The following is a 13,779-nucleotide window of genomic DNA, read 5'->3' as shown; positions in this document are numbered from 1 at the left end:
TTTTAAAAATTAATAGTTTTTAAATGATTTTGTTTTGAATGATTAATCGCTTTAAAACGAAAAAATCTTATAAAACGGACAAATATATAACTTCACAAAAGATTTAACAATAAAAAAAGAGGTTAATTTGAATATCTTTTTAGGAGGTTATTAACAATTTGATGCATAAAAAAAACCGACATCCGTCGGTTTTTATATTGTTTTAAGCATCAATGTTTGCATAAACAGCGTTTTTCTCTATAAACTCTCTTCGAGGTGGCACTTCATCGCCCATTAACATAGAAAAAACACGGTCTGCTTCGGCTAAATTGTCCACTGTAATTTGTCGAAGTGTTCTAAATTCAGGGTTCATGGTGGTTTCCCATAATTGCTCTGCATTCATCTCTCCTAAACCTTTATAGCGTTGTACCGAAGCGCCTTGCCCCATTTGTTCCATTAGTGCAATGCGTTCTTCATCGTTCCATGCATATTGTTTTTTTGTTCCTTTTTTCACCATATAAAGTGGTGGTGTAGCAATATAAACATATCCCCTTTCAATTAAATCGCGCATATACCTAAAGAAAAATGTAAGTATCAATGTGGCAATGTGGCTTCCATCCACATCGGCATCACACATAATTACTACTTTATGGTAACGCAATTTTGAAAGGTTTAACGCCTTGCTGTCTTCTTCGGTTCCAATGGTTACACCTAATGCCGTGAAAATATTACGAATTTCTTCATTTTCAAAAACCTTGTGCCCCATTGCTTTTTCAACGTTCAAAATTTTTCCTCGCAAAGGCATAATGGCTTGAAAATTTCGATCACGTCCTTGTTTTGCAGTTCCACCTGCGGAATCTCCCTCTACGAAGAAAATTTCACATTTTTCTGGATTCTGCTCTGAACAATCTGATAGTTTCCCTGGCAAACCGCCTCCGCTCATTACCGTTTTACGTTGCACCATTTCGCGTGCTTTTTTAGCTGCGTGGCGTGCTTGTGCGGCTAAAATTACTTTTTGAATGATGGTTTTGGCATCTTGCGGGTTTTCTTCCAAATATGCTTCTAGCATATCGGCAACCGCTTGTGACACCGGAGAAACCACTTCACGGTTTCCAAGTTTGGTTTTGGTTTGTCCTTCAAACTGAGGTTCCATCACTTTAACAGAAATAATGGCTGTTAAACCTTCGCGGAAATCATCGCCCGAAATTTCAAATTTTAATTTATCTAATAATCCGGATGTATCTGCATATTTTTTCAACGTGCGGGTTAACCCCATACGGAAACCTTGCAAATGTGTTCCTCCTTCGTGTGTATTGATATTGTTTACATACGAATAAATATTTTCTGAATAACTGTCGTTATAAATTAAAGCCACTTCTACAGGAATCTCGCCTTTTTCATTTTCCATATTAATTACATGGCTAATGATTGGGGTGCGGTTTCCATCTAAAAAGCGTACATATTCTTTTAAACCTTCTTTTGAATGGAATGTTTCGCTGTGTGCTTCACCTTTGTCGTTTACATTGCGTAAATCGGTCAACGTAATGGTTATTCCTTTGTTTAAGAATGATAATTCGCGCAAACGTGCCGCTAAAGTATCGTAAGAATACTCTAAGGTTTGTGTAAAAATGGTGGCATCTGGTTTAAAAGTAACCTTTGTACCAGTTTTATTGGTTTCACCAATTGGGCGTGCCGGATAAACTGCTTTTCCGCGTTCGTATTCTTGTTCCCAAATTTTACCATCGCGGTGCACTTCTGCATGCAAATGATCTGATAAGGCGTTTACACACGATACACCTACCCCGTGCAATCCACCAGAAACTTTATATGAATCTTTATCGAATTTTCCACCAGCACCAATTTTGGTCATAACCACTTCTAATGCTGATACGCCTTCTTTTTTGTGCATATCCACAGGGATTCCACGACCGTTATCTTGAACTGAAATTGAATTGTCTTGATTGATGATAACTTGGATGGAATCACAATAACCTGCCAATGCTTCATCTATAGAGTTATCAACAACTTCGTAAACTAAATGGTGCAACCCGCGAACACCCACATCACCAATATACATTGACGGACGCATGCGCACGTGTTCCATTCCCTCTAAAGCCTGAATACTGTCGGCTGAATACGAATTTTTCTTTACTTCTTCACTCATAATTTTAAGGTGTACTAAAATATACTAAACTACAAATGTACTAAATTTTAACGAATTTTTGCCCTCTAAAAGCATTTATTGTTTTTGAAGTTATCAACACTACAGATCGTTAAAACTAATATATATCTAATATTTGATACAAAATGGTGTTGAATGTTATTTCACTACCAATTTCTTTATGTAATAATTGTTGCACTAATGGTGCTTTTTCTGAAACACAAAATATTTTTTGATTTTGATACAGAACAGCTTGTAATGGAACACTGACATATAATATGGATTGATTGGTTTTTACAACAGAGCCAAAGGTCACTTTTTGCACCTTTTTTTCTATTGGTAATGTGCGAGCAATTTGATGCATTGCCTGCAACTGCTGTAATTTTGCAGTCAATTTTTCTTGTTCTAGGTGCATCATTGCCAGGCCGGTTTCGTGTTTATCACCGGCTGAACTCTTGGCATCGTTTAAAGAATCGGTTGCCAAATCGGTTATTTGATTTTGTATAATTGCTAGCTGATTGCTTAGCGTATTTAAAACCAATTGTTTTAGTTCTTTTCTTTCCATAAAAATAAAGCCCTTTTGGAGCTTTTGTAGTCAACTTCTGCTTGATTGTGATTACTTGTAAACCAAACGATATAAATATAGATGCCGATTCTGAAAGTTCTTATTGAAACCGTTTGTTTATTCTATCTTAAAAAAAGTCTTCAAGGCTAATAAAAGTTTTGAAGCAGTAATAGCTACAAGGTTTTAAAAACCTTGCAGCATTGTAATTATTGCTTTTATTTAAAATCGAATTTATATATGGCTCCACCCAACACTTGCAAACCTTGCACTTGGTATTGGTTAAAACGCAAATAATTTTCGTTTGCTAAATTTAATCCTTTGGCAAAAATAGTCCACTGAGCAGTTGGTCTATACCCCACAGTAACATTCAAATCATAGAAATCGCCCAGTTTTATATCATCGGTCATAGTAGATATCGGAGCACCGCTGAACTCGTAACGTTGCCCAACATATCCTAAATTCGCATCTGCAAACCATTGATCAGTAAAGTTATACAATACGTTTACATTAATTTTTCCTTGAGGTATATGAAACACATCTTGATATTGGTCTATATTGAAACTATTGTATTCACCTGACAAACCAATTTGAGCTTTTCCTGAAAAATCAAAATTCAACTCACCAAATAAGGTAAATGTGGTTACTTTATCATAAATCAAACCAAAAGAGTTTCCGTATTGATAGCCTTGTTTATTTTGTAGATTGATGTTGTATGGATTGATGGTAAACATGGCTTTATCGTCTTCGTTCTTGTAATTTGCGCGGACATTGTAGGATAAATTATGATACAATTTTCCTTTCATACCTGCATACACATCATAATTGGTTCTGGTTGGTCTTAAAACGAAAGTCGGTGCCAAAAACGGATTTTGATCTGCTAAGTCGGCATACGAATTTTGCTGCACACCTCCTACTGCTCCTAAATATGCCTGCACGATGTTTGGAACAAGATTAAAATTAGCTTTCACCATTGGATAAATCACTAGTGAATTGTTTTCAATTCCTTGTTCTTTGCCTAAAATATACGTTAAACCAGCACCTAATTCCAAGGAATAATCGGCATCAAAAAACTTGATACTTGGGTTCGCAGATAAGTTTAAGTGATTATATGTATCTACCACATTATCAATACCATTGTTTGCAAATTGCGTGTTTACATAATCTGCTTCTAAATTTATATATACGGTATTATTGGGCAGTTCCACACTAAATTTTGGTGCAATCACAAAGCGGCTTTCTTTACTGCTGTAATCGTCCCAAAAATATTTGTATCGAGCATCTATTTTTTCGAAAGCACCGATATAACTTTCATAAGAAGCACCAATATGCACATCGTTGTATTTTTGCAAAGGATCAACCAAATCAAAATTAAAATTCGATACAAAAAAATCGGCAGGTGTTCCATACCAATTATATTTCGATGTCATTGCTCCAAATTGGGTGTTCCATTGATTGTTTTCGTTGCGTTGACCCAGCGTGAAATCTAAATTACTTTTGCTGAACGAATCATCTAATTGTACATTTTCGATACCACCGCCCGACGATATGTGTTTAAGCAAACCGCCCACATACATATTTTTACTTCCAATGGTTTCTACAATGCCCAATTCACCCCGAATGGTGTTGTAATTTCCAAAACCAAACAATGCGTAATTACTGTAAAATTTTGCCAACGAATCATTGTCAACCTTTGCAGCTTCGCCTTTTGCAGGTGAAAAGGTAGATGCAACCGGAACCGAAAAAATAGTGTATTTTACTTCTTTTTTCTGGTTGATGTCTTCGTCTTCAATTAACGGGTTATCGTTAATTTTAAAAGCGTCGTTCAAAGTAGCTTGATATTCCGATGTTACGTTTACAACTTCGGTTCCTACTCCCTTATTCTTTTTATCTTTATCTTCTTGTGCATTTGCCTGATGAGCAAAAAATGCCGCTGCTATAGTGATGCTTAATGCGTACTTTTTCATAAAAAATTATTTAACCGATGAATTTCGTTTCGATTCTTCTGTTTTAATGCGATTCAACTCTGTTTGGGCTTCGGTAACCACATCTGCATATTCTGTGGCATTAGAAATTACACTCTCCAAAATATAAGTTGCCTGGTAACTGTCTTTCAATTGATAGAAGTTTTTAGCCAGCAAAACCAAGCCTTTGGCATTGTAATATTTATTTGCCGAATATTCTTTTACCAATTTTTCTATGATTTTGTTTGATGCATCGTATTTTTTATCAGCATTTTTAAAATAAGCATCGTAATACAAAGCTTCGGCTTTTAAATCACCCGATGCAATACTGTTTAACTGCTCGTATAATTTGCGCGCATTGGCAGTATCGCTGTTTTTAAACGCCATTCGGGCGCTAATCGCTGTAGCATCTGCTTTAATGCGTTTGTCTACTTTGTTGTTGGCAGCCAAAATATTGGCATATTTTGCAGCGGTGGTCATATCGTTTTCTTCATAAGCTATTTTCATAAGGTTTGCTTGTGCAAAAAGCTTATTATTGTCATTACTAGCATTGATTTCTAACAAATTCAAGACACGTTGAGCATTTGTTTTGTCTTTTTCATTGAGGTACATATTAGAAAGTCGAATTAAAGATTGCTCTGTATATTCCGATTTTCCTCGTTTAACCACCTGCTCATAATTGGCTTTTGCTTCGGCTACTTTATTATTTCCAAAATAAATTTCTGCCATGTTAAAATAAGCTTTTGTAGCATGTAATCCGTTGGAATAATTGCTCACATAATCGTTTAAGCTTTTCAACGCACCTTCGTTATTATTTTGTGCCATTTGATTTTCTGCCGACGTGAATACATCGTTTTCTAATTCGGCGGTAGAAATATCCACAAAATCCAGATTTTTAACCCAAGCGGCAAATTCATTAGATCTTCCTGAATCTAAATAAACAATTCGGGCATTTTGAACTGCTTCCATGGCATCTTGCGAACCCGGATAATCGGCCACCACTTTTTTAAATCGTTCAATTGCCTTGTCTTCTTGGTTTGCATTCACATAAACTAACCCTTGACGCAGAATTGTTTTTGAAATTAAATTGGACTGCGGATAATTGCTAATTAATTGATTAAATGTTTCAATAGATTTGTTGGTTTGATTGGTGTTGGCATAAGTGCTTCCCAATTCATAAATGGCGTCATCTATTAAACTAGACGACTTATAATTAGCGATAAATTTTTGTAATTCTTCAATTTTTGTGGGTGTTTTATCGATAAAACCATACGAAATAGCTTTTTGATATGCCGCATAATCTTTATAAGGCGAATTGCTGTTTAAAATGGAATTATACATTTCCATGGCTGCTCCGTATTGCTTGGTTACAAAGTATCCATCTGCCAAACGCAAAGTGGCATCTGTTTTTTTAGCATCGTCTTTCACCGCCGCCAAATAATTTTTAAAGTGCGTATTAGCATTGCTGTAGTTTTTCAACTTGTAGGCAGCATATCCCAAATTGTATTCTGCGCTTTTAAATTCTGGCGTGTTTTGCGCTTGTGGCAATTGTTTAAAAGTGGTAAATGTTTGGTAGGCATCTCCAAAACGGTTCAATGCATATTCGCTTTCGCCTCGCCAATAAGTAGCCCTTGCCACATATTTATTGTCTTGGCGCTCCGCAATTGATTTATTGAACATACTGTTTGCCAGACTGAATTTACCTTCGTTGAACAGTTCCACTCCCCTATAAAAAGTAACCTTTTGATAAGCTGCTTTATTCAGTGGCGTGCGGTTTGATTCTAAAACTTCTAAAGCTGCCTGATAATTTTTGGTTGATATATAGGAATCTACCAACAAGTCACTCATTTCTTGTTTGTAAGGCGTTTCGGGATATTTCACCAAAAAATCAGTTATTACTTCTGGAACACTTTTGTAAGGATTTCCAATATCGTAACTTAATTTGGCATAATTTGCATACGCATCTTCTTGAATTTTTGCAGAAAAATCCATTTCAGAAGCATTTTTAAATGCGTTTAAAGCTTGTGTGCGTTGATTTAATTTTAAATAACTTTCACCCAAATGATAATAGGCGTTTTGAGCCACAGCATCTTTTCCGCTGATGATTTTATTGAATTCAGAAACGGCTTTTTCGTAGTCTTTTTGTTGATAATACGAATAGCCCAATTGATAAAAATCCACATTGCTTAGCTTTCCGTTTTTACCTTCATAAGCCAATAAATAAGGTAATGCTTTATCATATTGTTTCAAGTTGAAATAGCTTTCGCCGATGATTTTTGAAAGTTCTGATTTTTCGGCTTCGGTAGATTTTGGCATTTGTGCCAAACCTTCTTCAATAGCTTTTTGAAAGTTTCCGCTTTTAAACTGCATATCGGCTTTGTAATAGCCCATACGTTCTTGATACTTTTCAACAGATTCCACATTGGCAAAGTATTCATTTGCTTGATCGTAATCGTTGTTGGCATACGAAATGTATCCTAAATAATATTTTGCTTGATTGCCATACGCTCCTTCCAAATTCACTTGATCGAGATATGTTTTTGCTTTGGCATTTTGCTTTTTGCTGAAATATGCATATCCTTTTTGAAAATTGATACGATCCTTATCTGCCGGACTTAAAATGGCTTCGTTTATTTTTTCGGCATAACGCAAAGATTGATCGTAATCACCTTGCGAGAAGTAAAAATTGCTTACATCAACATAAGCTTGTGCTTGTTTACTGCTGGTGGGATAATCATATATAAACTGACTGATTTTTTGTTCTGCTCCTGCCTGCCCTAAACGAATGGCACAATTGGCACTGTAATAGGCACTTTCTGCTTGTATTTCGTCGTTTGTATTTTTTATTTTTACTTGATCAAACAAAATTTGAGCAACGGCATATTGTTGTTCATTGTATAAACTTACTGCGTTGTAGAAATCTTTGTTTTCTTGCGTGTTGTTGTAAGATTGTTGGGCATTCATAGAAATTCCGCCCAACAAAAAGGATAGGTATAGAAAATGATTCGCTTTTCGCATTTCAACTATTTTTTTAAAAATCAAATATATTAAAATATATATATAATTGAAACGGATTATGTGATTATTAATTGTTTAAATAAGCGTTTTTTATTCGATCATGTAACTTGTTTTAAGTGGGTGATACAATCAAACACAACCTAATGTTAAGCCGAATTAAAATTACGCAATAAAAACTTTACAAATTTTACAAATTTTTAACTAAGAATCTGCTTTAACATAATTTTCTGCTAAAGATTTACTTACACACCTTGTTCTATGTTTGTATCGAACAAAATACAAATAAACAATGAAAAAAATTTATGTAGGAAAAATAGCTTTTTTAGCTTTTGCTTCTTTATTCGTTACTTCATGCCAGGATGAAGCGATTCCTTCACAAGAAGAAGAAACCAACCCTGAAACCGAAGTTCCAGAAACAACTATTAACCTTGTGAATCATTCCAATATACCGGCATTGGTTTATGGAATGCCCGGATTTGAAGATTTAGAAATTTTAACGCTTATTTCATCTTCGGACAAGTTAGAACAATCTCCTAATTTTGTGTTTGGTGCACAGCCAGACGGAGCCGGATTTATGAAAAACCCAAGCGGTGAAGGTTTTATGATGATTACCAACCACGAAATTTTACAATCGGTATCGCGTGTGTTTTTAGACAAAAACTTTAAGCCGGTTCGTGGTGAATACATTGTTGATGCAGTGGGTGGAATGACAAGGTTGTGTTCGGCTACCCTTGCAGAGCCAGCAGTTCATGGATTTGGACCGGTTTTTTTAACTGCGGGTGAATCGGGTGAAGAAAGCTTAGTGCATGCCATTGATCCATTGGGTTTTGTTAACGACCGTTCTAGAACAGACCGTGTGAAGCCCGCATTGGGAAGAGCGAGCATGGAAAACGCTGTTCCTTTGCCTTCAGATGTATCGGGAAATGGTACTTTTATTTTAATCGGTGAAGACCAAAGTTATTCAACCAATCATCAAAGTGCTGGTCAATTAATCATGTATCATTCCAACACACGTGGTGATTTGGATAACGGTAAGCTGTATGCTTTAAAAAGAATTGACAATACCATTACCGAAGGGAGCATGACAAAAAATCAATCGTATGCTGTGGAATTTGTGGAAATTCCTAATGCTAAAAATTTAACAGGTGCTGAAATAAATGCTGCGAACATCACCAATAATGCATTGCGTTTTTCAAGAGTTGAAGATGTGGATTACCGCAAAGGGAAAGGTAATGGAAATGAAATTTATTTTACTGCTACCGGACAAGCAAGTGGCGGACAACCAGTGCCTGGATATACCATGTGGGGACGTGTGTATAAATTGGTTTTAGACAAGAACAATATGTTTAAAGGAACATTAGAAATCATTGCAGAAGGTGATTCAAACCCTGGAAATGATTTAATAAACCCTGATAATATTTGCGTTACCGAAAACTATGTGTATATACAAGAAGATGGCGATTCTTTTTACGCTGGTGCCAATCACGACTCGTATATTTGGCAATATAGTATGGCAAAAAAATCATATAAACCTTGGTTAAATATGAAACACAACCGTGGCAATGCAGAATGGTTTAACTTATTTGACCAATCTGGTAAATTAGACAAATTTGGTTCATGGGAATATGGTGCGATGATCGATGTGTCTGATTTAGTAGGTATTCCTGGAACATTTGCCGTGAATATTCATCCACACACTTGGCAAAAACCTGAATTTTTGAATGCCGATGGCTCTGGTACACAAAGCAATAAAGAAGGCGGACAAGTAGTTTTAATTAAAAATGTTGAACGTTAATAACAAACAAACACTGGCTTTAGTGCCAGTGTTTTCTGTTTTTCTTGTAAAATGAAAAAAATAGTTCTTTTTTTATGTATTTCGCTGTTGTTATTCCAGTGTAAAAAAAACAACGATTACCAAATTAATCACGAGCAAACCGTGCAACAGCACATTATCAAAAACCTACAAAATCTATCGGAAGCTCTTCAAAATTTTGAACGTTTGGCACAGTCAAATGCTTCAGAAAGCGAATTGCAACAGCACTTTTTAAAATGCAGATTGCTTTTTAAAAACACCGAGTGGGCAACGGAATATTTTTTACCAAAATCGTCTAAATTGTTAAACGGTCCGGCTTTGGATCATTTAGATTTAGAAGAAAATAAATTTTTAGATGCTGAAGGTTTTCAAGTTTTAGAAGAATATTTATATCCTCATTATCAAAAAGAGCAACAAACCGAAATTATAAAACAAATTCGCATTATTGATAATTTAATCAGAGCCGGAATTACAAATTTTGAAGCTACAAAACCTTCAAAAGAGCAGGTTTTTGATGCCCTGCGATTGGGTATATTTAAAATTACTACTTTAGGCATCACTGGATTTGATACCCCTGTAAGTAATTTGCTTTTTCCAGAATCGCAAGCTGCTTTAAAAGGTATAGAAGATGTTTTAAATATTTATAAAAATGAATTACAAAGGTTTGAATCATTCCAAAATTCGATGGAGTTATTGAGAACCGCACAAACAACCATCAACCAATCATCCAATAAAAATACGTTTGATTATTTGGGATATATTATCAATTATTTAGATCCAATTGCACAAAAGTTACATCAATTGCAGCTTGATGCCCAAATTCCGTTTGTTAAACGTGTGAGTATGCTAAAGCCAGATGCTGCTTCGCTTTTTGCACGGAATGCTTTTGATTTGAATGCTGTTTCGGCAGATCAAAACTTAAAATCGAATCCAAAAAAAATTGAATTAGGAAAGAAATTATTTTACGACACGCACTTATCCAAAAACAATACACGCAGCTGCGCAAGTTGTCATGATCCCGAGAAGGCATTTACCGACGGATTTAAAGTGGCTTCCGATTTGGCAGGTAGTCCGTTGCTTCGCAACACACCTTCTTTAAATTACGCAGGTTTTTATCACGGACAATTTTGGGATATGCGGCAAGCAGATATAGAATCACTTACTACAAGTGTGATTGAAAACCAAGAAGAGATGCACGGCAATATGACAGATATTTTAAAAATGGTACAAACCGATGAGCACTATGCAACTTTATTTAAAGAGATTTATAAAGACACTAAAATTGAAGGTTGGCATGTTCAAAATGCATTGGCAAGCTATGTTAGATCGCTTAGTACGTTTTCTTCGAGATTTGATGATTATATGCGTGGTGAAAAAACAGCTTTAACTTCCTTAGAAAAAGAGGGATTTAATGTTTTTGTTGCTAAGGCAAAATGTGCAACCTGTCATTTTTTACCCATTTTTAACGGAACAGTTCCGCCACGGTTCTCCTCTTCTGAACAAGAAGTTTTGGGGGTTCCTGCTGATGTAGAAATTACTGTTTTAGATAACGATTTGGGAAGATATATATACAATACCGATTTATATCAATTAAAAAATGCATTTAAAACGGTGACTGTTCGCAATATTGAAAAAACTGCTCCATATATGCACAATGGTGTTTTTAAATCTTTAGAAGAGGTAGTAAACTTTTACAACAAAGGGGGCGGTTTGGGTTTTGGTTTATCTGTAGAAAACCAAACGCTTCCGGCAGATGCTTTAGATTTATCGGAACACGAACAAAAAGCACTCATTGCGTTTATGAAAGCCCTAAACGATCAATAAAAACAATAAAACCTTGCCAAAATTTAATACTTTGGCAAGGTTGTTAATTGAATAAACTATTTTCTGCTGATTGCTTTTTTTGCTTTTTCTACGATTGATTTTGCGTTTAAACCGTATTTTTCCATTAAAGCTTCTGGTGTTCCCGATTCTCCAAAAACATCGTTCACTGCAACAAATTCTTGCGGAGTTGGTTTATTTAAAGCTAAAACACCTGCAACACTTTCGCCTAAACCACCTAAATAGTTGTGCTCTTCTGCAGTTACGATACAACCGGTTTTTGCTACCGATTTTAAAATCGTTTCTTCATCTAACGGTTTTATGGTGTGTACATTTATTACTTCAGCAGAAATTCCATCTTTTTCTAATTCTTCAGCAGCCTGCAAAGCTTCCCAAACCAAATGACCAGTTGCTACAATGGTAACATCGGTTCCTTCTGATAAAAGTACAGCTTTACCAATTTCAAACGGCATATCTTCTGGAATGAAATTTGGCACAACCGGGCGACCAAAACGCAAATAAACCGGTCCTTGGTGATCGGCAATTGCCAATGTTGCAGCTTTGGTTTGGTTGTAATCGCAAGTGTTAATCACGGTCATCCCAGGCAACATTTTCATTAAGCCAATATCTTCTAAAATTTGATGCGTTGCACCGTCTTCTCCCAAAGTTAATCCGGCATGCGATGCACAAATTTTTACGTTTTTCTCTGAATAGGCAACCGACTGGCGAATTTGATCATAAACGCGGCCTGTTGAAAAGTTGGCAAACGTTCCTGTAAAAGGAATTTTACCGCCAATGGTCATACCGGCAGCCATACCAATCATATTCGCTTCGGCAATTCCTACCTGAAAGAAACGTTCCGGATGATTCTTCTTAAAATCGTCCATTTTTAATGAGCCAATTAAATCGGCACACAACGCCACAACGTTTTCGTTCTTTTGTCCTAATTCTGTTAATCCCGCTCCGAAACCAGAGCGTGTATCTTTACTTCCTAAGTTGGTGTATTTTTTCATTTAATCTAAAATCTTTATGAATTCTAAAAGTAATTTTTGATCTTTTTGCGATAAACTGCTTCGTAATTTTTCTATTTCTAACAAGCTTTTTCGCATGCTGTTGATCGTTCCAAAATAATCCACACTTCCACCATTATTATATAGGTATAAATCACAAAAATGTCCTGTTAAATTGTGAACGTGTTTTTTTAATTCATTATTCTGGAAATTAGGGATTCTGTTTTTTAAATTATCGCAATAATTTGGTGCGTATTGTTTAACTTGTTCATTATTTTCTGTATCAATATCATAAGCCAATGAGATTTGGTCAATGTTGATATCGTTGTAATCAGATTGATATTTTGTGTAATAATCATAATCTTCTGCATAAGCAGCATCAGTAACGACTTCTTCAACCATATCTGTTTCAGCATAATCTGTGGCAACTTCTGTATTTGGCACATATTGTTTGATTTTTTCGTTTTGATCTTTAAAAAATTTCTTTAATTCTTTTGCTTGATCAGAAGTAATCAATTGAGATGCCTTTAAGTTTTTAACCAAAGATTTAGATTCTTTTTTATAGAATGCAACTACTTGATCCCTCGTGAGTGGTGCTTCTTCCGAACCATACTCTTTTGTATTGTACAAAACATTTGTTGTTACCGAATAAAGGGGCGAAATATAATTGTATAAATCGTAATTCGTTAAGTCATCGCCATCAAAACTATAGGTGTAAAGCGGATCTTTATAAGCTCCATAATATGCTTCGGTTGGTGCGTAAGCCGGTTCTTCAGCCACTTCTTTTAAAATACTTTCTTGGTATTCAGAAATATCTTTGGAAACTTTATCCGCATCTATATCTAATTTCAAATTGACATTTTCAGCAGATTGAAATACCAATTTGTACGAAGCTTCATTATTATATTCTATCGATAAAATTAATCCTTTTAAATTTGCATTTGGAAAAAGGGCTTCTGTATTATTGATTTTATTGGTTGCATCGATACAAAAACAAAAATCATACTTTTCTTTATTGTTGATGTCTTCTAAAATTGCGTAATAATCACAACTTGTTCCGTTAATGCTGCCTGAGCGATTTAATTTTGAAACAACTTGGGTGTCTTTCACAATTTTAAAAGCCGAATACGGGGAATAGTTTACCGTTTTTGAAACGCCGCTAACCGTTAAAGGAACCATCCAGTTTTCACTAACGAAATAATTAGATTCGCTACCGCCATACATTGCTGTATTAGAATTGTTGTAATAAAAAGACAGTAAGCTTTCCGAATTGTTTTTGCTTAAATAATGATCATAATTGATATTATTGAAGTCTTCTTGGCTGTATTGATCTTTATTAGAAACTTCTATTTTATAATATAATCTTTTGGTAAATTCTACCGGTTGATTGCTTTGAGCTATACCTGCAAACCCAACTAAACTTAGTGCTAAACAAACAATTTTTTTCATAA

The 13,779-nt window shown here is 35.2% G+C and carries 8 protein-coding genes; 2 read left to right on the top strand and 6 right to left on the bottom strand.

Annotated elements, in window-relative coordinates; all coding sequences use genetic code 11:
• Nucleotides 1-202 precede the first annotated feature (202 nt).
• From gyrB to MG290_RS00575, 4 genes are all read right to left on the bottom strand, one after another.
• Nucleotides 203-2,143 carry a DNA topoisomerase (ATP-hydrolyzing) subunit B gene (gene gyrB / locus MG290_RS00590; protein WP_264562002.1) on the bottom strand — a complete coding sequence of 647 codons (1,941 nt, stop codon included), beginning with the start codon at nt 2,141-2,143 and terminating at the stop codon, nt 203-205.
• A gap of 115 nt (nt 2,144-2,258) precedes the next feature.
• The gene (locus MG290_RS00585) at nt 2,259-2,705 is read right to left on the bottom strand and encodes a hypothetical protein (protein ID WP_264562001.1); all 447 of its coding nucleotides are present in this window, start codon (nt 2,703-2,705) and stop codon (nt 2,259-2,261) included.
• Between the two features lie 215 nt (nt 2,706-2,920).
• A complete protein-coding gene (locus tag MG290_RS00580; protein ID WP_264562000.1) occupies nt 2,921-4,669 on the bottom strand; it encodes a TonB-dependent receptor in 1,749 nt (582 codons plus the stop codon).
• 6 nt (nt 4,670-4,675) lie between these two features.
• The gene (locus tag MG290_RS00575; protein WP_264561999.1) at nt 4,676-7,684 is read right to left on the bottom strand and encodes a tetratricopeptide repeat protein; all 3,009 of its coding nucleotides are present in this window, start codon (nt 7,682-7,684) and stop codon (nt 4,676-4,678) included.
• Nucleotides 7,685-7,973: 289 nt separating this feature from the next.
• Between MG290_RS00575 and MG290_RS00570 the strand changes: the two genes are divergently transcribed.
• Together MG290_RS00570 and MG290_RS00565 are read left to right on the top strand one after the other, a co-directional pair.
• The gene (locus tag MG290_RS00570; protein WP_264561998.1) at nt 7,974-9,479 is read left to right on the top strand and encodes a hypothetical protein; all 1,506 of its coding nucleotides are present in this window, start codon (nt 7,974-7,976) and stop codon (nt 9,477-9,479) included.
• 51 nt (nt 9,480-9,530) lie between these two features.
• A complete protein-coding gene (locus MG290_RS00565; protein WP_264561997.1) occupies nt 9,531-11,321 on the top strand; it encodes a cytochrome-c peroxidase in 1,791 nt (596 codons plus the stop codon).
• A 56-nt stretch (nt 11,322-11,377) separates the two neighbouring features.
• On the opposite strand, the gene MG290_RS00560 is transcribed toward MG290_RS00565, so the two are convergent.
• Together MG290_RS00560 and MG290_RS00555 are read right to left on the bottom strand one after the other, a co-directional pair.
• Nucleotides 11,378-12,331, bottom strand: a complete 954-nt coding sequence (locus MG290_RS00560; RefSeq protein WP_264561996.1) for a transketolase family protein — start codon at nt 12,329-12,331, stop codon at nt 11,378-11,380.
• Entirely contained in the window at nt 12,332-13,777 is a 1,446-nt protein-coding gene (locus MG290_RS00555; RefSeq protein WP_264561995.1) for a hypothetical protein, read from the bottom strand. It abuts the gene before it with no gap.
• Between the last annotated feature and the right edge of the window lie 2 nt (nt 13,778-13,779).

Source organism: Flavobacterium sp. CBA20B-1 (assembly GCF_028473145.1).
In the GTDB taxonomy this organism is placed as follows: Bacteria; Bacteroidota; Bacteroidia; order Flavobacteriales; family Flavobacteriaceae; genus Flavobacterium.
This window is presented reverse-complemented; position numbering and strand designations above follow the sequence as displayed.

Bases quoted from the DNA above. Each gene is read 5' to 3' on its own strand.
- MG290_RS00565 (WP_264561997.1), top strand. From the start codon at position 9,531: ATGAAAAAAATAGTTCTTTTTTTATGTATTTCGCTGTTGTTATTCCAG.
- gyrB (WP_264562002.1), bottom strand. From the start codon at position 2,143: ATGAGTGAAGAAGTAAAGAAAAATTCGTATTCAGCCGACAGTATTCAG.
- MG290_RS00560 (WP_264561996.1), bottom strand. From the start codon at position 12,331: ATGAAAAAATACACCAACTTAGGAAGTAAAGATACACGCTCTGGTTTC.
- MG290_RS00585 (WP_264562001.1), bottom strand. From the start codon at position 2,705: ATGGAAAGAAAAGAACTAAAACAATTGGTTTTAAATACGCTAAGCAAT.
- MG290_RS00575 (WP_264561999.1), bottom strand. From the start codon at position 7,684: ATGCGAAAAGCGAATCATTTTCTATACCTATCCTTTTTGTTGGGCGGA.
- MG290_RS00570 (WP_264561998.1), top strand. From the start codon at position 7,974: ATGAAAAAAATTTATGTAGGAAAAATAGCTTTTTTAGCTTTTGCTTCT.
- MG290_RS00555 (WP_264561995.1), bottom strand. From the start codon at position 13,777: ATGAAAAAAATTGTTTGTTTAGCACTAAGTTTAGTTGGGTTTGCAGGT.
- MG290_RS00580 (WP_264562000.1), bottom strand. From the start codon at position 4,669: ATGAAAAAGTACGCATTAAGCATCACTATAGCAGCGGCATTTTTTGCT.